23 protein-coding genes and 1 pseudogene are annotated in these 25,034 nt (G+C 65.2%); 10 read left to right on the top strand and 14 right to left on the bottom strand.

The annotated features are described in order from the left end of the window. The first annotated feature begins 121 nt into the window (after window positions 1-121). Window positions 122-2,290, top strand: a complete 2,169-nt coding sequence (locus tag EN804_RS27670) for a malate synthase G (protein ID WP_135921787.1) — start codon at window positions 122-124, stop codon at window positions 2,288-2,290. A 176-nt stretch (window positions 2,291-2,466) separates the two neighbouring features. Here EN804_RS27670 and EN804_RS27675 read toward each other — a convergent pair. From EN804_RS27675 to EN804_RS37370, 3 genes and pseudogenes are all read right to left on the bottom strand, one after another. Continuing rightward, window positions 2,467-3,998, bottom strand: a pseudogene (locus EN804_RS27675) (YifB family Mg chelatase-like AAA ATPase). 217 nt (window positions 3,999-4,215) lie between these two features. Next, a complete protein-coding gene (locus tag EN804_RS27680; protein WP_135921811.1) occupies window positions 4,216-4,824 on the bottom strand; it encodes a class I SAM-dependent methyltransferase in 609 nt (202 codons plus the stop codon). A gap of 31 nt (window positions 4,825-4,855) precedes the next feature. Further along, a complete protein-coding gene (locus EN804_RS37370) occupies window positions 4,856-5,026 on the bottom strand; it encodes a hypothetical protein (protein ID WP_189343562.1) in 171 nt (56 codons plus the stop codon). A 103-nt stretch (window positions 5,027-5,129) separates the two neighbouring features. Here EN804_RS37370 and EN804_RS27685 point away from each other — a divergent pair, with 103 nt between their 5' ends. Next, window positions 5,130-6,050: a LysR substrate-binding domain-containing protein gene (locus tag EN804_RS27685; protein ID WP_135921788.1), complete on the top strand. Its 921-nt coding sequence runs from the start codon at window positions 5,130-5,132 to the stop codon at window positions 6,048-6,050. A gap of 101 nt (window positions 6,051-6,151) precedes the next feature. Here EN804_RS27685 and gshB read toward each other — a convergent pair whose 3' ends face one another. The 3 genes from gshB to EN804_RS27700 form a co-directional block, all read right to left on the bottom strand. Further along, the gene (gene gshB / locus EN804_RS27690) at window positions 6,152-7,093 is read right to left on the bottom strand and encodes a glutathione synthase (RefSeq protein WP_135921789.1); all 942 of its coding nucleotides are present in this window, start codon (window positions 7,091-7,093) and stop codon (window positions 6,152-6,154) included. A gap of 71 nt (window positions 7,094-7,164) precedes the next feature. Then, window positions 7,165-7,539: a GtrA family protein gene (locus EN804_RS27695; protein ID WP_127277975.1), complete on the bottom strand. Its 375-nt coding sequence runs from the start codon at window positions 7,537-7,539 to the stop codon at window positions 7,165-7,167. A 3-nt stretch (window positions 7,540-7,542) separates the two neighbouring features. Continuing rightward, window positions 7,543-8,544: a glycosyltransferase gene (locus EN804_RS27700; RefSeq protein ID WP_127871116.1), complete on the bottom strand. Its 1,002-nt coding sequence runs from the start codon at window positions 8,542-8,544 to the stop codon at window positions 7,543-7,545. A gap of 164 nt (window positions 8,545-8,708) precedes the next feature. Between EN804_RS27700 and EN804_RS27705 the strand changes: the two genes are divergently transcribed. Next, window positions 8,709-10,502 carry a GtrA family protein gene (locus EN804_RS27705; RefSeq protein WP_135921790.1) on the top strand — a complete coding sequence of 598 codons (1,794 nt, stop codon included), beginning with the start codon at window positions 8,709-8,711 and terminating at the stop codon, window positions 10,500-10,502. A 15-nt stretch (window positions 10,503-10,517) separates the two neighbouring features. On the opposite strand, the gene EN804_RS27710 is transcribed toward EN804_RS27705, so the two are convergent. Both EN804_RS27710 and EN804_RS27715 read right to left on the bottom strand, forming a co-directional pair. Beyond that, window positions 10,518-10,859 carry an Atu4866 domain-containing protein gene (locus EN804_RS27710; RefSeq protein ID WP_127871118.1) on the bottom strand — a complete coding sequence of 114 codons (342 nt, stop codon included), beginning with the start codon at window positions 10,857-10,859 and terminating at the stop codon, window positions 10,518-10,520. 5 nt (window positions 10,860-10,864) lie between these two features. Then, window positions 10,865-11,590 (bottom strand): SDR family oxidoreductase, encoded by a 726-nt coding sequence (locus tag EN804_RS27715; RefSeq protein ID WP_127871119.1) that lies wholly within the window; start codon window positions 11,588-11,590, stop codon window positions 10,865-10,867. Between the two features lie 118 nt (window positions 11,591-11,708). On the opposite strand from EN804_RS27715, the gene EN804_RS27720 reads away from it, so the two are divergent. The 7 genes from EN804_RS27720 to EN804_RS27750 all read left to right on the top strand — a co-directional run bounded on the left by EN804_RS27720 (window position 11,709) and on the right by EN804_RS27750 (window position 18,642). Continuing rightward, window positions 11,709-12,593 (top strand): LysR family transcriptional regulator, encoded by an 885-nt coding sequence (locus tag EN804_RS27720; protein ID WP_135921791.1) that lies wholly within the window; start codon window positions 11,709-11,711, stop codon window positions 12,591-12,593. 118 nt (window positions 12,594-12,711) lie between these two features. Further along, window positions 12,712-14,061 carry an EAL domain-containing protein gene (locus tag EN804_RS27725; RefSeq protein WP_135883834.1) on the top strand — a complete coding sequence of 450 codons (1,350 nt, stop codon included), beginning with the start codon at window positions 12,712-12,714 and terminating at the stop codon, window positions 14,059-14,061. 166 nt (window positions 14,062-14,227) lie between these two features. After that, window positions 14,228-14,995 (top strand): SDR family oxidoreductase, encoded by a 768-nt coding sequence (locus tag EN804_RS27730; RefSeq protein ID WP_127277982.1) that lies wholly within the window; start codon window positions 14,228-14,230, stop codon window positions 14,993-14,995. After that, window positions 14,992-15,945: a 2-dehydro-3-deoxygalactonokinase gene (locus EN804_RS27735; protein WP_135921792.1), complete on the top strand. Its 954-nt coding sequence runs from the start codon at window positions 14,992-14,994 to the stop codon at window positions 15,943-15,945. The genes EN804_RS27730 and EN804_RS27735 overlap by 4 nt, the downstream gene beginning before the upstream one ends. Further along, entirely contained in the window at window positions 15,942-16,580 is a 639-nt protein-coding gene (locus EN804_RS27740) for a 2-dehydro-3-deoxy-6-phosphogalactonate aldolase (RefSeq protein WP_135883831.1), read from the top strand. Before EN804_RS27735 ends, EN804_RS27740 begins: the two co-directional genes overlap by 4 nt. After that, a complete protein-coding gene (locus EN804_RS27745) occupies window positions 16,580-17,455 on the top strand; it encodes an SMP-30/gluconolactonase/LRE family protein (protein ID WP_135921793.1) in 876 nt (291 codons plus the stop codon). The genes EN804_RS27740 and EN804_RS27745 overlap by 1 nt, the downstream gene beginning before the upstream one ends. Before the next feature lie 128 nt (window positions 17,456-17,583). Then, window positions 17,584-18,642: a D-alanine:D-lactate ligase-like protein gene (locus EN804_RS27750; protein WP_135921794.1), complete on the top strand. Its 1,059-nt coding sequence runs from the start codon at window positions 17,584-17,586 to the stop codon at window positions 18,640-18,642. A gap of 131 nt (window positions 18,643-18,773) precedes the next feature. On the opposite strand, the gene EN804_RS27755 is transcribed toward EN804_RS27750, so the two are convergent. The 6 genes from EN804_RS27755 to dnaK all read right to left on the bottom strand — a co-directional run bounded on the left by EN804_RS27755 (window position 18,774) and on the right by dnaK (window position 24,740). Then, a complete protein-coding gene (locus EN804_RS27755; RefSeq protein WP_120017644.1) occupies window positions 18,774-19,061 on the bottom strand; it encodes a DUF1330 domain-containing protein in 288 nt (95 codons plus the stop codon). 27 nt (window positions 19,062-19,088) lie between these two features. Continuing rightward, a complete protein-coding gene (gene pyrF, locus EN804_RS27760; protein ID WP_167531400.1) occupies window positions 19,089-19,802 on the bottom strand; it encodes an orotidine-5'-phosphate decarboxylase in 714 nt (237 codons plus the stop codon). Between the two features lie 11 nt (window positions 19,803-19,813). Then, a complete protein-coding gene (locus EN804_RS27765; RefSeq protein WP_135921795.1) occupies window positions 19,814-20,410 on the bottom strand; it encodes an NADPH-dependent FMN reductase in 597 nt (198 codons plus the stop codon). Between the two features lie 373 nt (window positions 20,411-20,783). Then, window positions 20,784-21,389, bottom strand: coding sequence for a phospholipid N-methyltransferase PmtA (pmtA, locus tag EN804_RS27770; RefSeq protein WP_135921796.1), 606 nt, complete (start codon window positions 21,387-21,389; stop codon window positions 20,784-20,786). 105 nt (window positions 21,390-21,494) lie between these two features. Then, on the bottom strand, window positions 21,495-22,625 hold the full coding sequence (dnaJ, locus tag EN804_RS27775) for a molecular chaperone DnaJ (protein WP_127871124.1): 1,131 nt from the start codon (window positions 22,623-22,625) through the stop codon (window positions 21,495-21,497). Window positions 22,626-22,823: 198 nt separating this feature from the next. Beyond that, window positions 22,824-24,740, bottom strand: coding sequence for a molecular chaperone DnaK (dnaK, locus tag EN804_RS27780; RefSeq protein WP_135921797.1), 1,917 nt, complete (start codon window positions 24,738-24,740; stop codon window positions 22,824-22,826). Window positions 24,741-25,034 lie beyond the last annotated feature (294 nt).

Consider the following 25,034-nt stretch of genomic DNA (forward strand, 5'->3'; position numbering starts at 1 on the left):
ACTCCGCACGGATGTGTCTTCAAAGAAGGCCTAAAATGCCCCACCTTCACCCTAAGCTGAATTGACCCTGCACCCCTGACATGCCAAACGCCCCGCAAAGCCTTTCATCTGGAGTAGCCTGATGACCGATCGCATCGAGATCGCCGGATTGCGCATTGCCCGCGAGCTACATGACTTCGTCGTCGACGAAGCGTTGCCCGGCACTGGCATCGAAGCGGCACGCTTCTGGAACGGCTTGTCCTCCATCGTCCATGATCTGGCGCCCAGGAACCGGGCGCTGCTGGCGAAACGCGATGCCATGCAGGAGAAGCTCGACGGCTGGTACCGCGACAAGGGCGCGCCGATCGACATGGGCGCCTACAAGGCGTTCCTGAAGGAGATCGGCTATCTCGTTCCCGAAGGTCCGGCCTTCAGCGTCTCGACCGAAAATGTCGATCCGGAAATCGCCGTCGTCGCCGGGCCGCAGCTCGTCGTGCCGGTAATGAACGCGCGCTATGCGCTCAACGCCGCCAATGCGCGCTGGGGTTCGCTCTACGATGCGCTGTACGGCACCGACGCCATTCCCGAGACCGGCGGCGCGCAGAAGGGCAAGGCCTTCAACCCCGCGCGCGGCGCCAAGGTGATTGCCTGGGCAAAGGACTTCCTCGACCAGTCGGCACCGCTGACCACGGGCAAATGGGCAGGCGTCAACGGGCTCTCGATCGCCAATGGCGCGCTGAAGCTCGGCGAGGGCGCCGGCGCCACCACCCTTGCCGACCCGAAACAGTTCGCCGGCTATCGCGGCGATGCCGAGAATCCGGAAGCCGTGCTTCTGGTCAAGAACGGCCTCCATATCGAAATCCTGATCGACCGCGCCAACCAGATCGGCCGCACCGACCCGGCTGGAATCGCCGACGTCATCCTGGAATCGGCTTTGACCACCATCCAGGACTGCGAGGACTCGGTCGCCGCTGTCGACGCTGAGGACAAGGTCGTCGTCTACCGCAACTGGCTCGGCCTGATGAAGGGCGACCTCGCCGAAGAAATCAGCAAGGGCGGCAAGAGCTTTGTCCGCAAGCTCAACCCCGACCGCGCCTACACTGGACCCGCCGGCGGCCAACTCACCGTGCCTGGCCGCTCGTTGATGCTGGTGCGCAATGTCGGCCACCTCATGACCAATCCGTCGATTCTGGACCGTGACGGCAACGAGGTGCCGGAAGGCATCATGGACGCGGCGATGACGGCGCTGATCGCGCTGCACGATGTCGGGCCGAAGGGGCGGCGGATGAACTCCCGCGCCGGTTCGATGTATGTGGTGAAGCCGAAGATGCACGGACCGGAGGAAGTCGCCTTCGCGGTCGAGATCTTCGACCGCGTCGAGGCGCTGCTCGGCATGGCGAAGAACACCATCAAGATGGGAATCATGGACGAGGAGCGGCGCACCACCATCAACCTCAAGGAAGCGATCCGCGCGGCACGCGAGCGCGTGGTGTTCATCAACACCGGCTTCCTCGACCGCACCGGCGACGAGATCCACACCTCGATGGAAGCCGGCCCGATGATCCGCAAGGGCGACATGAAGCAGGCCGCCTGGATTTCCGCCTACGAGGCCTGGAATGTCGACACCGGTCTCGAATGCGGGCTGGCCGGTCATGCCCAGATCGGCAAGGGCATGTGGGCGATGCCCGATCTGATGGCGGCGATGCTGGTCGAGAAGATCGCCCACCCCAAGGCCGGCGCCAACACTGCCTGGGTGCCGTCGCCGACGGCCGCGACGCTGCACGCCACGCACTATCACAAGGTCGATGTCCACGCCGTCCAGGCGGCGCTGAAGAGCCGGCCGAAGGCGAAACTCGACGATATCCTGTCGGTGCCGGTGGCCGTGCGGCCGAACTGGACACCCGACGAGATCCAGCGCGAACTCGACAACAACGCGCAAGGCATTCTGGGCTATGTCGTGCGCTGGATCGACCAGGGCGTCGGCTGCTCGAAAGTGCCCGACATCAACGATGTCGGCCTGATGGAAGATCGCGCCACGCTGCGCATCTCCTCGCAGCACATCGCCAACTGGCTGCGCCACAAGGTCTGCTCGGAAATCCAGGTCAGGGATTCGTTGCAGCGCATGGCGGCCATCGTCGATCTGCAGAATGTCGGCGATCCGCTCTACCGGCCGATGGCGCCGGATTTCGACAGTTCGATCGCCTTCCAGGCCGCCTGCGACCTGGTGTTCAAGGGAACCAGCCAGCCGAATGGCTACACCGAGCCGGTGCTGCATAAGCGGCGGCTGGAGTTGAAGGCGAAACAGGGCTGAGCTGGCGCAAGCTTGGACCGGAACCGGCCCACGGACCCTCCTGAATGGGCTCAGTTCAGCCCAAGCGCATCGCGCAGCTTCGAAACGTTATCTGCCAGCCGTCACCGGCCCGGCCGGTGCCTCGAGGTCGCCTCGCGAGCGTAGAGCCGGCAATGTTGTGCCCAGTGCTGCGGTCTCTACGCCGCCTGCGCCACACGCTCCGCGCTCATGCGATAGGAAATCGCCTCGGCCAGATGGATGCGGCCGACGGTTTCGCTGGCGTCGAGGTCGGCCAGCGTGCGCGCCACTTTCAACACCCGGTGGTAGGCGCGGGCGGAAAAGGCGAGTTTTTCGCTGGCGTCCTTGAGCAGCGACAGGCCGGCGGCATCGGGCATGGCGATCGCCTCGATGACAGCCGGCGCGCAATGCGCGTTGGTGGTGGCGCTGTTGACGCCGAGCCGTTCGAAGCGCTCGCGCTGGAGCGTGCGCGCGCGGCCGACGCGGAGTGCAACGTCAGCACTCTTCTCCGCCCTGTCGGGGCGGATCAGGTCGCTGGCCGAGACCGCCGGCACTTCAATACGAAGATCGATGCGGTCGAGCAGCGGTCCTGAGATGCGCGCTTGATAGTCGGTGCGGCAGCGTTCGCCGCGTACGCACCGATAACCCGGCTCGCCGGCCATGCCGCAGCGGCACGGGTTCATCGCCGCCACCAGCTGGATGCGTGCCGGATAGGTGACGCGGTGGTTGGCGCGCGCGATCATGCAGTCGCCGGTCTCAAGCGGCTGGCGCAGCGCATCGAGCGTCTGCGGCGTGAATTCGGGGAACTCGTCGAGGAACAGCACGCCGTGATGCGCTAGGGATACTTCGCCCGGCCGGGCGCGCATGCCGCCACCGACCATCGCCGCCATCGAGGCCGAGTGGTGCGGAGCGCGGAACGGTCGCCGGTCCGTCAGCTTGCCTTCGCCGAGCTCGCCGGCCACCGAGGCGATCATCGAGACCTCCAGGACTCCTTCGGCGCCAGCGGCGGCAGGATCGAAGGCAGCCGCTGCGCCAGCATCGATTTTCCAGAGCCGGGCGGACCGACCATCAGCAGGTTGTGGCCGCCGGCAGCCGCCACCTCCAGCGCCCGCTTGGCGGTCTCCTGGCCCTTGATGTCGGCGAGGTCGGGCAGGTCGCGCGGCGCGGCGCGGATGCCGGCCTCGGGCCGCGACAGCACCTGCGTGCCGCGGAAATGGTTGGCGATGGCAATCAGGCTGCGCGGCGCCAATATGTCGAAATCAGCGCCCGCCCAAGCAGCTTCCGGTCCGCAGGCGAACGGGCAGATCAGGCCCTTGCCCTCGGCATTGGCGCCGATCGCCGCCGGCAGCGCGCCGGCCACGGCGGTAATCGTGCCGTCGAGCGACAATTCGCCAAGCACGACATAGCCGGCCAGCATGTCGCCCGGAATGGCGCCAAGTGCTGCCATCAGGCCAAGCGCGATCGGCAGATCGTAGTGGCTGCCTTCCTTGGGCAGATCGGCCGGCGCCAAGTTAACGGTGACCTTCTTCGACGGCATCGACAGGCCCGACGCATGCAGCGCCGCCTGCACTCGCTCGCGGCTCTCGGCCACCGCCTTGTCGGGCAGTCCGACGATCTGGATGCCGACCTTGCCGGGCGCGATCATCACCTGCACGTCGACCGGCACGGCCTCGATGCCCTGGAAAGCGACCGTACGAACCCGCGCCACCATTCTTTGCCCCCGATGCCGTCTCTCCCCAGCCTTTGTGAGCCGGCCGCGAGCGACGTCAACGCGAGACAACCACAGATTTTAGCCCAAGGCAAGAACAATACAGGAACAAAGAGAGGCGTGCGCCTACCGTCGACGGGCTCGCAACAGCCTGCAAGGCGCCTCACCGAGCGCGTGACGATGCGAGCCGCGCAGGATGGAGGCGAATGTTCCGGGAAGATCACGACGGCTTCACCGCCAGAAAAGTGTTCCACCCTCGCTCCTTCCTGCCGACGCGGAAGCTGTGGCTGACAAGCTCCATGCCGGCGGCCTCGATGCGCGCCGCGAAGGCGTCCTTGCGCCAGTCGACCGTATGGTATCTGCCGCTCGTTTCGCCGCCGCCGTCGCGCATCGAGACGACAGAGGCACCACCGGGCCGCAACGCCCGCGCGATCTTCTCCAGAACCGGGTCGATCTGGTCGCGCGGCACATGGATCAGCACGGCAAGCGCCACCACCGCGTCATAGGGACCGCCAAGCTCGTCGGTGATCACATCGAGCAGATCGCCGGTCTTGCCGCGTGCTGCCTGCAGTTCGAGAAAGCGCCGCGTCGCGTCGGTCCGCCGGACCTTGACGCCGAGGCCCTCCAGGAAGTCCGCATCGCGGCCAGGTCCGGACCCGATCTCCAGGATTCGGCCGCCCGGCCCGGCGATCGCCGCGGCGCGCTTGAGCGCGGCCTGGTCGTTCGGGTGGGGAACATGTCCGACAATCTCGTCATAACGGACCGCGTAGTCCTCATACGACTCGACCGTCCGACGGCTCTGCGCCAGGGCTTTCGCGGGCACGGTCATCATTCTCTCTGTCTCCGTGCGCCAATCGTGTCTAGCGGATGCTGCCATAAGGCGCGTGGCCGTCGAGCAGGCCGATGTCGCGCTTGAAATGGTCGGACAGCGCGCGCTGATCGAGCAGGCGGCGCGACCGCGATCGGAAGGGAGCAACGAAGAGGTCCAGCATCGGATGACGGACTGTGAGGCGCCGCGTGGAAGTGTTCATGGCCATGTCCTTTCGGGTTCGGTCGATGGTTTGAGTGTGCGCTTGCCGGCTCTTGGCTTCCAATCGAACGTCGCTTATCATGCATCAACAGGATTGATGTGTGATGAGCTGGGACCTGCCGCCATTGGGCGCCATCAGGGTGTTTGAAGCCGCATCGCGGCTGGGCAGCTTTACCAAGGCGGCCGAAGAACTCGGCATGACCCAGTCGGCGGCGAGCTACCAGATCAAGGTGCTGGAGGAACGCGCCGGAACACCGCTTTTCATAAGAAAAACAAGGCAGATCGCCTTGACCGAGGCCGGCGAGCAGCTGGCGCCGCACGCATCGGGTGCCTTCTCGGCGCTGGCCGATGCGTGGGTGGCGACCAAGGGCGGCGCCACCGGCGTCTTGTCGGTCACCACGGTCCAGACCTTCGCATCGACCTGGCTGGCCGTGCGCCTTGGAGCATTCCAGCTGATGCATCCGGACCTTGCGGTGAAGGTCGACACATCGTCCCGGCTGGCCGATTTCGCTCGCGATGGCATGGATATCGGCATTCGCACCGGCACCGGGAAATGGCCGGGCCTGGCAGCCCACTATCTGTTCAAGGCGGATTACACGCCGATGCTCAGTCCGAGGCTGGTGCGGAGCGTGGGAGGCATCCGCCATCCCGAAGATCTCTACAAGCTGCCATTATGCTGTTCGACCGATCCCTGGTGGAAGATCTGGTTCGAAGCAGCCGGCGCCCGCTTCGAGCCCGATCGCATCATAGCCGGCCCGGAACTTGGCACGCAGGCCTACGACGCGATGGCGGCGCTGACCGATCAGGGCGTCGCCATCCTCACCCGCAACCTCTACAGCTCGTTGCTGGCGACAGGACAGCTCATTCAGCCGTTCGAGGCCATGGGGTCCGACGGCGACGGCTACTGGCTGGTGCATTCCGAAAGCCGCCGCAACACCCCGAAGATCAGGCTGTTCAGGGACTGGGTGCTGGCCGAGACGGCTGATGTCAGGGAGCGCGAACAGCGCCGGGTCGAAGAGCCTTGATCAAATCAGGAACATCAGGGGAACCGGTAACCGGACCGGTTGCGCCCCGGTTGTAGCCGGCTGCAAAAAGCGGAACATGGTTAACACAAAATGAAAACGGATTATGTCCGCTTCGCTTCGACCGCATCCCAGAACAGGGCGGCAATATCCGCCCCGCCGAAGCGATGCACTTCGCGCACGCCCGTCGGCGAGGTGACATTGATCTCGGTCATGTAGTCGCCGATGACATCGATGCCGACCAGGATGAAGCCGCGTTCCCTGAGCGACGGCCCGATGCGGGCGCAGATCTCGCGCTCGCGCGCCGTCAGCTCGGTTTTCTCGGCACGGCCGCCGACATGCATGTTGGAGCGGGAATCGTGCTCGGCCGGCACCCGGTTGATGGCGCCGACCGGCTCGCCGTCGATCAGGATGATGCGTTTGTCGCCCTTGCGCACATCTTTCAGGTAGCGCTGTACGATATAGGGCTCGTGGAACAGCTGGCCGAACATTTCGAGCAGCGAGGCGAGGTTGCGGTCGGCTTCCAGCAAATGGAAGATGCCGGCGCCGCCATTGCCGTAGAGCGGCTTGACGATGATGTCGCCGAATTCCTTGCGGAAGGCGGCCACCTCGAGCGGATCCTTGGTGATCAGCGTCTCCGGCATCAGATCGGAAAACTCGGTGACGAAGATCTTTTCCGGGCTGTTGCGCACCCAGGCCGGGTCGTTGACGACCAGCGTCTTCGGATGGATGCGCTCGAGGATATGCGTGGTGGTGATGTAGTTCATGTCGAAGGGAGGGTCCTGGCGCAGCAGGATGACGTCCATCTCCGATAGGTCGGTGCGAACCTTTTCGCCCAGCGAGTAGTGGCTGCCCTTTTCGTCGCGCACCTGCATCTCCTCGATGCGGGCAAACACCTTGCCGTCGCGCAGCGACAGCCGGTCGGGCGTGTAGTGGAACAATTGATGGCCGCGCCGCTGCGCTTCCAGCGACAGCGCGAACGAGGTGTCGCCGGCGATCGACACGGTCGAGACATGGTCCATCTGGACGGCGATTTTCAGCTTCATGGCGGATCCCCAGCGCAGTCAACGCAAGCGATATAAGGGTCCCTGCGCCTTCTGCCAATCGGGCCACGCCGTTAACGGTCGAAGACCAGCCGCGAGTAACCCAGGAAGGACAGCGTCATGGCCACCAGCGAAGCGATGGCAAGCGCCGCCAGTGGTGGCGCCGCCGGCAGCACCAGCAGGATGGCTGAGTAGACGGCATAGTTGACGATGCTGGTGGCGACGCCGACGCCGCCATAGCGGGCGCCTTCCTGTGTCACGCCTCTGCTCGACGGCGAGAAGGTCAGGTGCCGGTTGATCTGCCAGGTGACGAAGAGCGCGAAGCCGATCGACAGCATGCGGGCGACGAAGGGTCCGAGCGGCGTGACGGCGAGCAGCAGCCACAGCGCCGCCGCGTCGGCGACGAAGCCGATGCCGCCGGCGAAGACAAAGCGGACGATGCGTTGCATCGGTCAGGCCGCACGCGAGGCCTTGCCCGGTTGCGGCTTCCGAACCACGTCGCCGGTGCGGCGCTCGACACGGCCCGAAGGCATGGAGAGATAGAAGATCCGCTTCTGCTCGGCGCGCCCACGCGAGACCGAATCGAGGATCAGTCCGGTCACCGCCGCCAGCATGGACAGAAGCAGCAGGCCGACCGACAGCACCCAGGTCGGCATGCGCGGTACCAGGCCGGTCTCGGCGAATTCGACCAGCACCGGCGCCATCAGGAACAGGCTCGAGGCCAGGAAGAACAGCGAAAAGGCGCCGAAGAAGCGCAACGGCTGCGTCTCCTTCATCAGCATGGCGAACATCCACAGGATCCTGGCGCCGTCGCGGAAGGTCGACAGCTTCGACGACGAGCCTTCCGGCCGGCGGCCGTAGTCGAGCGCAATCTCGCTGACCGGCAATTTGAGCTGCGAGGCGTGCACCGACATTTCGGTCTCGATCTCGAAGCCGCCGGAGACGGCGGGGAAGCTCTTGACGAAACGCCTGGTGAAGACGCGGTAGCCGGAGAAAATGTCCGTGAAATCGCTGCCGAACAGCCATTTGTAGAGGCTGTTGAAGGCCCGGTTGCCGAAGGCATGGCCGGCCCTGCCGGCATCGTCGGTGACGCCGCGCCTGGTGCCCACCACCATATCGCAACGCTCGGTCAGGAGCGTGTTGATCAATTGCGGCGCGTCCTCGGGCGCGTAGGTGCCGTCGCCATCGGCCATCAGGTAGATGTCGGCGTCGATGTCGGCGAACATGCGCCGCACCACATTGCCCTTGCCCTGGCGCGGCTCGCGAACCACGATGGCGCCGGCCGCGCGGGCGCGCAGCGCCGTCAGATCCTTCGAATTGTTGTCGTAGACATAGATGGTTGCCGCGGGCAGCGTCTCGCGGAACCGCCGCACCACCTCGGCGATGGTCAGCTCCTCATTATAGCAGGGCAGGAGCACGGCGATGACGGGTTCATGGCTGATGTCTTGCGGCATTTTCGTCTCCGAATGCCTTGTCGACCATGCGGTCGCGCTCCGGAAACCGGCCGCGTTCAGGCGGTTTTACTATTTATTGAAGCCGTTAAGGCTAGGTTTAAGACCGACTTCACGAGTGTCGATTGGCCTGGAAAGGCCCGGCATTCCCGCCAAGGGCGATCGGCATGAGCACAGCAACGGGAACTTCCACAGGGAAGTCCGATATCGCGTTCGCGTTGCTTGCCGCCTTGCTGCTGCTCGGCCTCAATGCCCAGCAGGGATTCCCGCAACTGGCCAATCCGGCGGGCGACAATGACAGCCTGCTGCAACTGGTCGAAGTCCGCGACCTGCTGGCGGGCCAAGGCTGGTTCGACTTGCACCAATACAGAATGGGGCTGGAGGGCGGCTTCGTCATGCACTGGTCGCGGCTGCTCGACGCGCCGCTGGCGCTGAGCATCCTTGCCGTTTCGAGCCTGACTGGCAGCGCCGCCCTGGCCGAACAGATCGTGCAAATAGTCTGGCCGGCCCTGCAGTTCTTTATCGCCGTCTTCTTCATCATCCGCGCTGCGCGCGCCTTCGCCGGCCCGCCCGCTGTGCTGCCCGCCGCCGTCGTCGGCGGGGCGGCCTTGTATTACATCGGGATTTTTTCCCCAGGCGCGCTCGATCATCACAATGTCCAGCTGATGCTGACGCTGGCGAGCCTCGCCTTGCTGCTCGAGGCGCCCACGTATCGGCCGGCTGCCCTTGTCGCGGGCATCTGCGCCACGCTGACCCTGGCCATCGGCATGGAAAGCGCGCCCTATGCCGGGGCCCTCGGCGCCGTCGTCGCTCTGCTGTTTCTCGGCAATGGCGACGCCGAAAGGCTGATCGCCAGGGATTTCGGCCTCGGCGTCGCCGGCGTCTCGGCTCTGGTTTTCGCCGCCACCATTCCGGTGTCGTCCTGGGGCCAAGCCCAGTGCGACACGTTCTCGCTCGTGCAGTTCGCCGTTACCGCGCTTGCCGGCGCCGGTCTGGCAATCATTGCTTCGTGGAAGGCCGCCAACGCGACGGCCGCCCGGCGCCTGATGTCGCTTGGCCTGCTTGCCGTCGCTCTCGCACTGGTCGTGGTGCTCTTCTTCCCGCAATGCCTGGCGGCGCCCTATGCCCATCTCGACCCGCGCCTGCAGCAGATGTGGCTCGGCTATATCGAGGAGGCACAGTCGATCGTCCAGCTTGTCGCCGACGATCCGGCAAGGGCCGTGGCGCGTTTTGCGACGCCGCTGGTGGCGATCGTGCTGATGGCGCTCCATTTCAGCCATGGCGGCTGGCGGCGGCAGGACAGCCTCGTCGCCGCACTGCTGGTCGTGGCGGTCCTGGTCAGCGCCTGGGAAGTGCGCGGCTCGACCTTCTCCATCGCCTTCGCGGTGATCCCGCTTTCGGCCTGGATCGCCAAATGGCGGCAGCGAGCCGAAGCCAGCCCGTCCAGCGGCTCGGTACTCAGGATGGCGGCGGCCTGGCTGATCTCGGTCAATGCCATCTGGTCGGGTGCCGCCGAGGCCGCCTCGAGCGCCTTCGCAACCGCTGCACCCGCCAGGGACGCCAGCATCGATGCGCCCTGCAACAGCAAGGCCTCGTTCGCCGTGCTTGGCGCGATGGCCCCCACCACGGTGCTTGCCATCTCCAATCTTGGCTCGCCCATCCTCGCCTTTACCGGTCATCGCGTGTTCGCCGGGCCCTACCATCGCAACGTCGCCGGAAACCTGCTCGTGTTCGATGCCTTGCTGGGCTCGGCCACCGACGCCAAAGCCATCGTCGAAAGCCACCATGTCGGCCTTGTCGCGCTCTGCCGCGACAACCCTGAAAGCCGGCTGTTCGCTGCCAGGGCGCCGGACGGTTTTCTGGCCGGGCTGATGCGCGGCAGCGTGCCGGAATGGCTGGAGCCGGTGGCGGAGACCCGTGGCGCTCCTCTGGAACTGTACCGCGTCCGGCTCGGCGGCTGATCCAGCCGGCAGACGCTACTCCTTCCGATACAAGATCATGCCGCCGTGATGCAGCACGCCGTCGATGAACGTGCCATCGGCGGTGAATCCGGTATCGTCCCAATAGTCGATGTGATGCCCCCGGACTTCGTAACGCCCCCGATACGCGCTCTCCCGGGTTCCACGCGCTTCGTCGTACCGGCCATTTGGAAGCAGCTTGTGACGGACATGGCCATCGGCTGTCACCCACATGCCTGCATAGGGATGGCTTTGAGCAATGATTTGCTGGTCGGGATTCATCTGGGCGAGACCTTTCTGCACGGGGACCGCGCCAAAGAGAAGCATGAGCGATGCAAGCAGGGAAAACGACGACGTCATGGCCGCTACCTTGTGGCCGTCGGCCGAATGACGATCTCGTTGACATCGACGTCGTCGGGCTGCTCGATGGCGAAGCGCACCGCGCGGCCGATCGCGTCCGGCTGCAAGGCGATCGCCCGGTAGGTCTTCATGGCTTCGGCCGCCAGCGGATCGGTGATGGAATGGGCCAATTCACTCTCGACCACGCCGGGATGAATGCAGGTCACCCGAATGTCGTCGTTCTCCTGCCTGAGGCCGTCGGAAATCGCCCGCACCGCGTATTTGGTCGCGCAATAGACCGCTGCCGTTGGCGCGACCGAGAGCGCGCCGACCGAAGCGATGTTAATGATGTGGCCGGAGCCTCTCGCGGTCATCTCCGGCAGCACCGCGGCGATCCCGTGGAGCACGCCCTTGATGTTGACGTCGACCATGCGGTCCCATTCGTCGACCTTGAGGGAGGCCATCAGCGAAAGCGGCATCACGCCGGCATTGTTGACGATCACGTCGACGCGTCCCCAGGCTTGTCGCGCCGCCTCGGCAAAGGCAGCGACATCGTTACGGTCGGTGACGTCGAGGCCGCGGATCCTGGCCTCCCCACCGTGCGCGGTGATCTCCTCGGCGAGCGCCTCCAGCCGGTCTGTGCGCCGCGCGCCGAGCATGACTTTCGCCCCGGCGGCGCCGAGTTCGCGGGCAATCCCCGCGCCGATTCCGCTTGATGCGCCGGTAATGAGGACGGTCTTGTCGAGGGGCATGCTTGTCTCCTGTTCCTGGATTGACCGCCGCCTTGCGTCGGTTGCCAGGAAGATAGAATTGCCCCATTGTCGCGTTAAGACAGCCATTTCTTGACGCTATGGAAAGCCACGCTAACCAATGGATCTCAACGCGCTCTCCGTTTTTGCGCTTGTCGCCGAGGAGCGGAGTTTTCGCGCCGCCGCCGACCGGCTGGGTGTCACCCGCTCGGCCGTCAGCCAGACGATCAGGCGGCTGGAAGAGACCATCGGCATAGCGCTTGTGCGGCGCACGACGCGCAGCGTCAGCCTCACCGAGGCGGGGGAGCGGCTCCGCGCCGAAATCGCGCCGGCCATCGCGGACATGCGTGCCGCGGTCGAGGCCGCCGGCAGCTTGCGTGGGCGCCCGCGCGGGCAGTTGCGGCTCGCTGTTTCGTCGATCGCCGAGGGCTTCCTGTCAGGGCCGTTCCTGGCAGCCTTCGCCGAGGCCAATCCGGAGGTTCAGATCGACATCACGGTGACGGACGATGAATTCGATATCGTTGCCCAGGGATACGATGCCGGCGTCAGGCTGGGCGAAGTCATCGAGCAGGACATGATCGCGGTTCCCGTTGCCGGTGACGAGCGGCAGCTGGCTGTCTGCGCGCCAGCCTACCGCGATCGATTTGGTGAGCCTGCGCATCCGAGCGAGCTTGCGGCAAGTCGCTGCATTGGTTGGCGTCCCGCTCCCGGGGTTGCGCCCTACCGATGGGAATTCGCGGTCGACGGCAAGGAGTTCAGCGTCGCCGTCGCCCCGGAGATCACGACAAACGACATGACGTTGATGATCAGGCTCGCTGTCGCCGGCGCCGGCATCACCTTCGGCATGGAACGGAGCTTCCGTCCCTGGCTCGACCGGGGCGAGCTGGTGCCCATCCTGGAGTCCTACTGCCCACGCTTTGCCGGCTTCTATCTCTATTATCCCGGCCGCCGCAACTTGGCGCCGAAGCTGCGCGCGCTTGTCGATCACCTGCAGCGCTTCAGATAGCGTCGTGGGATCGTTGGCGGGTCTCGAAAAATCGATTCAAGCGATACGTTTCCTAAAGGGTTTGCTGCCAGTCTCGAAATAAATTCCGACGACAAAACAGGGACGAACAGGGACACCGATGCAAACTCCGTTTGGCACCGGTCAGGCAAACAGGGAAAGCACGGATCTGGCGTTCACCGATCCGTTGACCGGGCTTGGCAATCATCGCCGCTTCTTCGACAAGGTCGACCGCCTGATCAGCGACCGCGCCGACGATCCCGCGCCCTTCACCGTCGGCATTCTCGACCTCGACGGCTTCAAGCCGATCAACGATCTGTTCGGCCACAAGGCCGGCGACGACATCCTGATCCAGGTCGCCATGCGGCTGCGTGCCTCGATGGACGGCCATTCGACGGTCTGCCGCATCGGTGCCGACGAATTCGCCTTCCTCTACCCGCTGGTGTTCTCGGAGGATGCGGCGGCTGAAAAATCCCGCATGCTGATCGAGATCCTGTCGGCGCCCTATGATGTCGGCGAGCGCACCGCCAGGCTCTCGGCCTCGGTCGGCTGCTCGCTGTTCTATTCGGGCGACGAGACCACCGAGATCCTCATCAACAAGGCCGAAACGGCGCTCTACCATGCCAAGCGTTCCGGCCGCGGCCGCGTCGTCGTCTACACCCGTGAGATGGAAGAGGCCGCCAAGCGCGTCACCCGCATCGAGCAGGCGCTGCGCCGCGCCGTCTCCGCCGGGGAGGTGGAGCCGCATTTCCAGCCGATCGTCGACCTCACCACGCGCCGCACCATCGGCTTCGAGACGCTGGCGCGCTGGACCGATCGCGATCTCGGCGCGGTGCCGCCGACCGTCTTCATCCCCATCGCCGAGGAGCGCGGCATCATCGGTCCGCTGTCGCAGCTGGTGCTGCGCAAGGCGACCGAAGCCGCCAGGAGCTGGCCGAAGGACCTGTTCCTGTCCTTCAACCTGTCGCCCTCGCAGCTCGTCGACCAGAACACCGGCCTGCACATACTGGCGATCCTCGACCGCACCGGCTTCGATCCGCGCCGGCTGGAGATCGAGATCACCGAGACCGGCCTGATGAACGACCCTGCCTCGGCCGCGCAGATCGTCGAGGATCTGCGCCGCGTCGGCATCCGCGTCTCGCTCGACGATTTCGGCACCGGCCAGTCCTCGCTCGGCCGGCTGCGTGAATTCCATTTCGACAAGCTCAAGATCGACCGCGCCTTCGTCGCCTCCATTCTCGAAGACCGGCCATCCGAGCACATCATCCGCGCCATCCTCGCCATGTGCGAAGGGCTCGGCATGGACGTCGTCGCCGAAGGCATCGAAGAGGAAGCGCAGGCCGACCGGCTGGTCCAGTTCGGTTGCGCCGGCGGACAGGGCTATCTGTTCGGCAAACCGGCCGATGCCGATGCCACATTGGGCTACCTCCGTGATTCCTTCCGTGGCGCCTTGCGCGCCAAAGCGATCTGAGCCCAGGACTTCGGCGCCGCCCGCCATGTGGCGACGCCACTTCGCGGGTCGAGCATGGCACCATCGCCTTTTTGTCAGACATAAGCCCGAAAATGCGTCTTTTCGCCCTTGCCCGCCGGACGTGTCTGGCTAGGATGCGCGCCGGTTGACCCGGGAGACGAAAATCATGATGCCATCGGCGCGGTTTGCCGACCTCGAAGGCGCTTCGGTGCTGATCACCGGCGGCGGCTCCGGCATCGGTGCGGCGTTGACCGAAGGGTTCACGCGCCAGGGCGCCAAGGTCGCCTTCATCGACATCGCCGATGCGCCGAGCATCACGCTCGCCGACCGCGTTGAGAAAGAGCTCGGCCGGCGTCCGCTCTACCTCAAGACCGATCTGCGCGACGTCGAGGCCTTGCGCGCTGCAGCCGCCCGGGCCGCCGACGCGCATGGCGACGTCACCGTGCTGGTCAACAACGCCGCCTGGGACGAACGCCATGAAGTCGAGGACGTCACCGTCGAATTCTGGGACAACAATCTCTCCATCAATCTCAGGCCGCATTTCTTCACCGCGCAGGCGGTGGTGTCAGGCATGAAGCGGGCCGGCGGCGGCTCGATCATCAATTTCACCTCGACCTCCTACCTGATCAACCATCCCGACATGCCGGCCTATACCGCTGCCAAGGCGGGCATACTCGGCCTCACCAAGGGGCTGGCCGGCAAGCTCGGGCCCGATCGCATCCGCGTCAACGCCGTCGCGCCCGGCTGGGTGATCACCGAGCGGCAGCAGGAGCGCTGGGTGACCGAACAGGCGCTCGCCGCCCATGTCGCCAAGCAGTGCATCAGGGACGTCATGCGGCCGGACGACATGGTTGGCACGGTGCTGTTCCTGGCCTCGGACGCTTCGCGCATGTTGACCGCGCAGATGCTGATCGTCGATGGAGGCTTCCTGTGAGCCCAGCCAGCAACGTTCCGGCGGTTGCCGCGCTCGATTGGGGCACGACCCGGCTCCGGGCCTGGCTGATCGACGGCGCCGGCAAGGTGCTTGCCGAGCGTCGCGGCGACGACGGCCTGATCACCGCGCGCGAAAAGGGCTTCGCCAACGTTCTGGAGAGCCATCTGACGGCGATGGGTGCGCCGGAGGAATTGCCCGTCATCATCTGCGGCATGGCCGGTTCGCGCCAGGGTTGGCTCGAGGCGCCCTATGTCAGCGTGCCGTCGCCGCTCGGCGCCATTCTCGGCGGCGCCGCCCGTGTGCCTGATCAGAAACGTGACATCCGTATCGTTCCCGGCCTTGCCCAGCGCCTGGCCGACGCGCCCGACGTCATGCGCGGCGAGGAAACGCAGTTGGCCGGCGCCGGCCTGCCGGCCAAGGGCCGCCATCTCGTCTGCATGCCCGGTACCCATTCGAAATGGGTGCTGGTCGAGGACGGCGCCGTCACCGGCTTTGGCACCTGGCCGACGGGCGAGCTGTTTTCCGTGCTTGCCGCGCACTCGATCCTGCGCCATTCGCTGGGTGAGCATCCCAGCCCGGTTGCTGGTGACAATCCGTTCTTCCGCCGCTGGTGCGAAATCGCACTGGGCGAGGGTGGTGACGTCACCTCGCGGCTGTTTGCCATCCGCGCCGCCGGCCTGCTCCAGGATTTGAAGGCCGATGATGCGGCCGCCTGCCTGTCCGGCCTGCTGATCGGCGGCGAGATCGCCTCCGCCCGGCGCCGGCATGGCGCCGGCGCGACATCGGTGGTGCTGGTTGCCTCGGGCGCGCTGGCTGTGCTCTACCAGGCGGCGCTCGGCCTTGCCGGGCTTGGCCTGCGCACCGTCGACGCCGACGAAGCAGTACGCGCCGGGCTGATCGAAGCCGCGCGCGAGAACGGCATGATCGTCAGAACCGGAGCAGCCCTATGAGCCAGACCGCACCTTTTCCCAAACTCAAGCGCGGCCTGGTCGCCATCCTGCGCGGCCTGAAGCCCACCGAGGCGATCGCCATGGGCCAGGCGCTGTTCGACGCCGGCATCGAGGCGATCGAGGTGCCGCTCAACTCGCCCGAACCGTTCTCGTCGATCGCCAGGATTGTCGAAGTGCTGCCGAAAACGGCCCTGGTCGGCGCCGGCACCGTGCTGACGGCGGCCGATGTCGACAGCCTGCACCGGGCCGGCGGTCGATTGCTGGTCAGCCCCAACATCGATGCCGAGGTGATGGGCCGCGCCAAGACGTATGGCATGGTCACCATGCCTGGCGTGTTCACCCCTACGGAAGCTTTCCAGGCGATCCGGCTCGGCGCTTCGGCGCTGAAATTCTTTCCCGCCAGCGTGCTCGGCGCATCGGGCATTTCCGCGATCCGGGCCGTACTGCCGGCGCAGACGCTGGTCGGCGCGGTCGGCGGCGTTTCGGACAAGGATTTTGCCGGCTACAAGGCGGTTGGCGTGACGGTGTTCGGGCTTGGCTCCAGCCTGTTCAAGCCAGGCATGAGCGTCGACGACGTAGCGGCGCGCGCACACGCCGCCGTCGCTGCCTGGGACGCGGCATTCGGAGACGCATGATGAGCGAGGTTTCGGTTTTCTCCGACCATGTCTGCGAGCTCGGCGAAGGGCCAAGCTACGATCCCGCCACCGATGCGTTGTTCTGGTTCGATATCGTCAACGGTCGGCTCCTGGAGAAATCCGTGGCCGGCGGTGCGCTGAAGATCCACGAGCTTGGCCAGATGGCGAGCGCCATCGCCATCATCGACGACAAGCGTCAGCTGATCGCCACCGAGACCGGCCTCTTCGTCCGCGACGTCGCGACCGGCCGGATGACGCTGCATACGCCTGTCGAGGCCGACAACCCCCTTACCCGCTCCAACGATTCCCGTGTCCATCCCTGCGGCGCCTTGTGGATGGGGACGATGGGCAAGAGCGAGGCAAAGGGCGCCGGTTCGATCTACTGGTTTTTCAAGGGCGAACTGCGCAAGCTATTCTCCGGCATCACCGTGTCGAACTCGATCTGTTTCTCCGGGGATGGCGCGCTCGCCTATTACACCGACACCTCGACCGGCCTGCTGATGCGCGTCGCCTGTGATCCGGCGACCGGCCTGCCCGCTGGAGAACCAAATGTGTTCGTCGATCACCGCTCGTCCAAGGGCTATGTCGATGGGTCGGTCGTCGACCACGATGGCGTGCTGTGGAACGCCGTCTGGGGCGGCAAGGCGGTCAAGGCCTATTCGCCCGACGGCACATTGTTGCGCGAAATTGCGATGCCGGTGACGCAGCCTTCCTGCCCGGCTTTTGTCGGCGCGAAGGCGGACCGGCTGGCGGTGACGTCGGCCTGGAAAGGCAAGGACGAGAAGCAGCGCCAGCTCGACCCGCAGGCCGGCATGACGTTCGTCCTCGACATCAAGGTCAACGGCCGCTTCGAGCCACGCGTGCTGATCGCCTGAACGAAGGTGGCCGATAAACGTCCTCGCCGGCGTTGTCACGCAACCGTCCGGGACGGTCGGTTTCGCGAAAGCCCACGGCATGCGCCGTGCGATGCTGGGCGATCACATAGCCGGGATTCAATCATCGCATGTCCAGCCGCAGGCCAGAACTGATCCTCGTCCACGAGCCGGAGAAGGCTTGCTTCGAGCGCCTGGTCGCCGACGGCTATGCGCCGAAGCGTGCCGCCGAGATTTCGTCCTACCTGGCGCAGTCGACCGACCTCGCGCCCGAATTCGACACGCTCGCCGCAACCTGTGACAGCCGCGGCCTCGCCTTCGCCGCGGTGGAGTTGGACGGTGTCGCGCGCGCGCTCACCGGAGCCGATCCGGCCACGACGCTGGTCTGGACGCTGACCGACGGCATCGCCTATTTCCGTGGCGGCGCCGCACCCGCGCTGGCGCGGCTCAACGGCCTGAGAACGATCGGCGCGGACGATTCGCTGTTCGCGCTCTGCCAGGACAAGTTTCGCTCCGGCGCGGTGCTTGGCGCCCTCGGCCTGCCGGCGCCGCAGGCGGGACTTGCCCGCAATGGAAACTGGCTGGTCGAGCCGCCGGCCTCCGCTGCCGGCTGGTTCGTCAAGCCCAACAGGCTCGGCGCCAAGATCGGCATCTGGCCGGATTCGCGCGTAGCCGATCTCGGCCACGCGCTGGAGCTCAGCCGCCGTGTTTTCGCGGCCTATCGCGACGATGTCGTCGTCCAGCCCTATGTCGCCGGCCGCAATGTGCGCGCCAGCTTCCTCGGCCTGACGCCGGAAACCGGCGTCGAGGCGCTTGGCGTCGCCTTTGTCGAGTCAGGCGCGGACTTCCAGACCATGGCGGACAGCCTGGCGCTTTATGGTGACACCGGTGAGGCGGCGAAGACTGCCGGGCACTATGCCGAACCCGAACTCGCTCCAGTCGCGGACAGCCAGCCGGTGGCCGATGCGAGGATCAGGGTGATCGCCGAACGGCTGATCAGCGGGCTCGGCCTGCGCGACGTGTTTTCCATCGACCTGCGCGTCGAGGCAGATGACACGGTTCATCTCATCGAGTTCGAGGTCTGCCCCGGCCTGCCGTGCTTCGATTTCCGCGCCTACTGCCGCCAGCAATGGGCGCTGGGCCTGGCGGACGCGATGGCGGAAACCGCCGCAAGCCGGTTGCGCCCATGACGTCAGGGATGGCGGCGCGACACCCCCTCGCAATCGGCATCCGACGGCTAAGCAAGGAGCGACGCGGCGCGGACATGCCGTGACTTCGACACGTTGCGACGGTGCGGAATTCCGCTCGGCCGCCCCCGGACCTAAATGCCTTCGACCAGCACGATCTCGCCGTCGGCGACCTTCTGGCGGATGGCGACCGCGCGCTGATACTCCGGCGAGTGATAGCAGTCGTGCGCGGCGGCGAGTGATGGAAATTCGATGATGACATTGCGCGCGCGGCCCGGACCCTCGGCTTTTTCGTGTTCACCGCCGCGGGCGAGAAATGTCGCGCCGAAGCGCTCGAAGGCCGGCTTGGCGGCCGCGACATAGTCCTTGTAGCCTTCGGCGTCGCGCACATCGACACGTGCGATCCAGTATCCCTTGGGCATTCTCTTTTCTCCTATCGTGCTGGCTCGTCAGGCCGAGCGCATTTCTTCCAGAATGGCCTCGGCCGCCGCGCGCCGGTCGCTTGCCGCGACGATCGGCCGTCCGACGACCAGATGGCTGGCGCCGTTGCGGACCGCCTGCGCCGGCGTCACAACGCGCTTCTGGTCGCCATGGTCGCTGCCGGCCGGCCGGATGCCGGGCGTCACCACCGCCATGTCCGGGCCGACGATGCGGCGCACCGCTTCGGCTTCCGCGGCCGAGCAGACGATACCTCCCATGCCGGCATGCAGCGCCTGTTCCGAGCGCCTCAGCACCAGCGTGTGCGGGTCATATTCATAGCCGACATCGATCATGTCCTGCTCATCCATCGAGGTCAGCACGCTGACGGCGAGCAGGCAAAGCTCGCTGCCGCGCGCTGCCTCCACCGCCGCCTGCATCGCCTTGGGATAGGCATGGATGGTCAGCATGGTCATGCCCATCTTGACGATGTTCTCGACGCCCTTGGCCACCGTGTGGTCGATGTCGAGCAGCTTCATGTCGAGGAAGATTTTCGTTCCGCCGCTGGCCAGCTCCCTGGCAAAGTCGAGCCCGCCAGCAAAGGCCAGCTGATAGCCGATCTTGTAGAAGGAGACGACGCCGTCGAGCTCGCGCACCGCCTGCTCGGCCTCCTTGACGGTCGGCACGTCGAGGCCGACGATCAGTCGCTCTTGCATGGATTGGGCCTGCATGGAATGGGCCTGCATGGTTGCGGCGGTCACACCTCGACCCTGATCGACAGCATGCGCGAGGTCTCGATCAGCGTGCGGCATAGGTGCTCCATCGATTTGTGCAGTCTTTCGTCACGGAAATGGCCGTCCCCGTCGAAGGCGTCGCCACCCTCCGGCACCGAGCATTCGGGCGTCACCACCTCCATCTGGCAGCGCACCAGCACGGCGCGCAGATGGTTGATGCAGCGTATGCCGGCGAAGTGTCCGTTGGAGGACGAGCAGAGGCCCGCGACCTTGCCGGCTAGCGGCCTGACCGATCGGCCGCCATCCCGTCGCACCCGGCTCACCCAGTCGATCGTGTTCTTGAGCAACGGCGGGATCGAGCCGTTATATTCGGGCGTCGCGATCAGCAGCCCGTCATGAGCGGCGATCAGCCGCGCCAGCTTCTGGGCGTTTTCGGGGACGCCTCTTTCCATTTCCAGGTCTTCGTCGAGGATCGGCAAGGGATAGTCGGCGAGCGAAACGCGGGTGACCTCGGCGCCCTGCACCGCAAGTTCCTTCTGCGCCACGTCGGCGGTCCTGCCGCTATAAGCGCCTGTGCGCACCGAGCCGGCGAAGACGAGGATTTTCGGGATCACTGCCATTGGCCAACCTTGTTCTGGGACACGTACAGCCAAGGTTCGATCAAATCAACGCATCGGCGCCATAAAACGCTCGGTATTGGCCGAAGCCCCCGACTTCGTCATCCCTGGGCGAAGCAGGAGCGAAGCTCCGTCGCGGAGACCCTGGGATCCATTCCGTGACCTTGGACGTAGAGTGCAGCGGAGCAGAATTCTTCTTCGCCGCGGCACGTCGAGGTCGCGGCATGGATCCCTTGGGCTGCGAAGCAACTCCAGGGGTCTGCGCCGCGTCGCTGCGCTCCTTGCTCCGCCCGTGGATGACGAAATGAGGGATGTTTCGGCCAATCGCCAAGCTATGCAGCCAGCATCAGGAACCGCGAACGGCTCAGCGCGTCCGCTAATGCGCTTCGCGCCGGTAGATCCACAGCTGCGTCGGCGGGATGTTGCGGAAGATGAAGTCGAAATGCTTGACCGTGTAGTCGCCGCGGCCCGCCGGGATCGGCGACATCGGACCATAGGTCAGCTGGACGATCGGCCGTCCGGCCGGGATGCGATCGAGCAGGCTTTCGATATAGGCGATACGCTGGGCGACCGGGAAGTTGAGCAGCGGCACCCCGGAAACGACGCTATCGAAGATCATCCCGCGCCTCTCGCCAAGCGTGGCGTTGAGGTTGAAGGCATCGCCCTCGATGACGTTGACGCCGGGATAGAGCTGGCGCAGATGGCGCACGAAATCGGTGGAATATTCGACCGCGTAGAGGTTTTCGGGCCGCACGCCCTGGGCGAGGATGGCGCGGGTGATGACGCCGGTGCCGGGACCGACCTCGAGCACCGGCAGGCCGGACTTCGGGTTGACGATCGAGGCCATCTTGCGCGCGGTGATCGAACTGGTCGGAACGATGGAGCCGACAGTCTTCGGCTTGTCGATCCAGCCCTTGAAGAATTTGAGTTCGTCGTCGAACTTCTCGGCAAACGCCTTCCGCAGTCCGTGACCACGTACCATGCAAGCTCTCCTCAGCGCGCCCCTTGGAAGCTACTTAACATCTGGGTGACGCAAGGCAAGGCACGGCCATGCCTATGTCGTGGATAAGATAGCTTTGGTCGCGTCTCAACGTTCGCCGAAAGACTCGAAAAAGTCCTTCATGCGAGCGAAAAAGCCGCTCGATTGGGGCGAATTGTCCTGCGAGGAGAGTTGTTCGAACTCCTCCAGCAGCTCGCGCTGGCGGCGCGACAGGTTCTGTGGCGTCTCGACCGCGGTCTGGATGTAGAGGTCGCCGACATTGGGCTGGCGCAACACCGGCATGCCCTTGCCCTTGAGGCGGAACTGACGTCCGTTCTGCGTGCCTTCGGTGACCTTCACCTTGGTCTGTGTGCCGTCGAGCGTCGTCACCTCGAAGGAGCCGCCAAGGGCCGCCGTCGTCATCGAGATCGGCACCTTGCAATAGAGGTCGGCACCGTCGCGCTGGAAGAATTCGTGCGGCTTGACCGCCAGGAAAATATAGAGGTCGCCCGACGGCCCGCCGCGCAGGCCGGCCTCGCCTTCATTGGCCAGCCGGATGCGGGTGCCGTCCTCGATGCCGGCCGGGATGTTGACCGAGAGCGAGCGCTCCTCGGTGACGCGGCCCTGGCCGGCGCATTTCGGGCACGGGTCCTTGATCGTCTGGCCGCGGCCCTGGCATTGCGGGCAGGTCCGCTCGATCGAGAAGAAGCCTTGCGTGGCGCGCACCTTGCCGTGGCCGTTGCACATCGAGCAGGTAACCGGCTGGGTGCCGGGCTTGGCGCCGCTGCCGGAGCATTCCGTGCAGGATATCGAAGCCGGCACGCGGATTTGCGCGGTCTTGCCCGCGAAGGCTTCCTCCAGCGAGATTTCCATGTTGTAGCGCAGGTCGGCGCCGCGCTCGCGGCCACCGGAAGAGCGGCGCTGGCGGCCGCCCATCATGTCGCCGAAAATATCCTCGAAGATGTCGGCGAAGCCGCCGGCGCCAAAGCCTTGCGCGCCGCCATTCATGCCGCCCTGCTCGAAGGCGGCGTGACCGAAACGGTCATAGGCCGCGCGCTTCTGCGGGTCCTTCAGCGTCTCATAGGCTTCGTTGATTTCCTTGAACTTGTGCTCGCAGGAATGATCGCCGGGGTTGCGATCGGGATGGAACTGCATGGCGAGCTTGCGAAAAGCGCTCTTGAGCGCCTTCTCGTCGGCGCCCTTTTGCACGCCCAGCGTTTCGTAGAAATCAGCTTTCATTTTTTCCCGCAGTCCGGATCAACGTCTTGATGCATTGTTGCGTCGTTTGCCGGCATGTTGTCTCGATTTAGGATCGGTGCCGCCCGGATGCCAGTGCCGGTGTGTGCCTGTCCGGGTTTTTCTGTTATTTTTTCCGCGAGGGTTGCAAAAAAGCCCGGCCTGCGCCGGGCTTTTCGCATTATCTTGCCGTCAGGCCGTTCAGGCCGACTTCTTCTTGTCGTCGTCCTCGTCGATTTCCTCGAAATCGGCATCGACCACGTCGGAGTCCTTGGCCGCATCCGCCTTGGCGTCGGCTTCCGCCGCTTCCTTCTGCGAGGCCTCGTACATGGCCTGGCCAAGCTTCATGGAAGCTTCGGCGAGCGTCTGGCTCTTGGCCTCGATGTCGGCCGGGTCGTCGCCCTCCGCAGCGGTCTTGAGCGCCGCGATCGCTTCCGAAATCGCCGTGCGCTCGGCCTCGGAGACCTTATCGCCATATTCCTTCAGCGACTTCTCCGAGGAATGCACCAGCGCTTCGGCCTGGTTGCGGGCCTCGACAACGGCGCGACGCTTCTTGTCGGTGTCGGCATTGGCCTCGGCGTCCTTGACCATCTTCTCGATGTCGGCGTCCGAAAGACCACCCGAGGCCTGGATGCGGATCTGGTGCTCCTTGCCGGTGCCCTTGTCCTTGGCCGAGACGTTGACGATGCCGTTGGCGTCGATGTCGAACGTGACTTCGATCTGCGGCACGCCGCGCGGCGCCGGCGGAATGCCGACCAGGTCGAACTGGCCGAGCGCCTTGTTGTCGGCGGCCATTTCACGCTCGCCCTGGAAGACGCGGATGGTCACGGCCGACTGCGAATCCTCGGCCGTCGAGAACACCTGGCTCTTCTTGGTCGGGATCGTCGTGTTGCGCTCGATCAGCCTGGTGAACACGCCGCCCAGCGTCTCGATGCCGAGCGACAACGGCGTCACGTCGAGCAAAAGCACGTCCTTGACGTCGCCCTGCAGCACGCCGGCCTGGATGGCGGCGCCGAGTGCGACGACCTCATCCGGGTTGACGCCCTTGTGCGGCTCCTTGCCGAAGAACTGCTTCACGATCTCCTGGATCTTGGGCATGCGGGTCATGCCGCCGACCAGGACCACTTCGTCGATCTCGCCAGCCTTCAGGCCGGCATCCTTCAGCGCCGCCTTGCACGGTTCGATGGTGCGCTGGACGAGATCCTCGACCAGGCTTTCGAACTTGGCGCGGGTCAGCTTCAGCGTCAGGTGCTTCGGGCCGGTCGCGTCGGCGGTGATGAAGGGCAGGTTGATCTCGGTCTGCGTCGTCGACGACAGCTCGATCTTGGCCTTCTCGGCCGCCTCCTTGAGGCGCTGCAGGGCAAGCTTGTCGGCCTTGAGGTCGATGCCCTGTTCCTTCTTGAACTCGGCCGCCAGATACTCGACCAGGCGCATGTCGAAATCCTCGCCGCCGAGGAAGGTGTCGCCATTGGTCGACTTCACCTCGAACACGCCGTCGCCGATTTCCAGCACCGAAATGTCGAACGTGCCGCCGCCAAGGTCATAGACGGCGATGGTCTTGCCTTCCTTCTTGTCAAGGCCGTAGGCGAGTGCCGCGGCCGTCGGCTCATTGATGATGCGCAGCACTTCGAGGCCGGCGATCTTGCCGGCGTCCTTGGTGGCCTGGCGCTGGGCGTCGTTGAAATAGGCCGGAACGGTGATGACCGCCTTCTCGACCTTCTCGCCGAGATAGGCTTCCGCCGTTTCCTTCATCTTCTGCAGGATCATGGCCGAGATCTGGCTGGGCGACTGCTTCTTGCCGCCGGCCTCGACCCAGGCATCGCCATTGTCGCCCTTGACGATCTTGTAGGGGACAAGCTTCTTGTCCTTCTCCGTCACCGGATCGTCATAGCGGCGGCCGATCAGGCGCTTGACCGCGAAGATGGTGTTTTCAGGATTGGTGACCGCCTGGCGCTTGGCCGGCTGGCCGACGAGACGTTCGCCGTCGCCCGAGATGGCGACGATGGAAGGCGTCGTGCGCGCGCCTTCCGCATTCTCGATCACCTTCGGTTCCTTGCCATCCATGATGGCGATGCAGGAGTTGGTGGTGCCGAGATCGATACCGATTACTTTTGCCATTTTTCTAGTCTCTCCGCTAAGCAGGCTCTCAGGACCCGGTAAAGGCGTTCCGATGAAAGCCCCTGTTCACAAGAAATCCCGTCCGGCCACCGGTTGTCCGGCGCCGCACGGCTTGGCGCGTATATAAGAACAGGCGGCATCGCGCGCAAGCATTCTGCGCAAGGCTTCCATGAACCTTTCCACGCCGGCCAGCGACTGATGTCCAGGTGCCGCATGGTGCGGCCCCGGAAAGGAAGCCCCCATGACCAGCAACCCAGAGACTCCGCGGTCTCCGGGACCAACAGGAGCTCGGCG

The sequence above is a fragment of the Mesorhizobium sp. M8A.F.Ca.ET.161.01.1.1 genome, assembly GCF_004792105.1.
Taxonomy (GTDB): Bacteria; Pseudomonadota; Alphaproteobacteria; order Rhizobiales; family Rhizobiaceae; genus Mesorhizobium.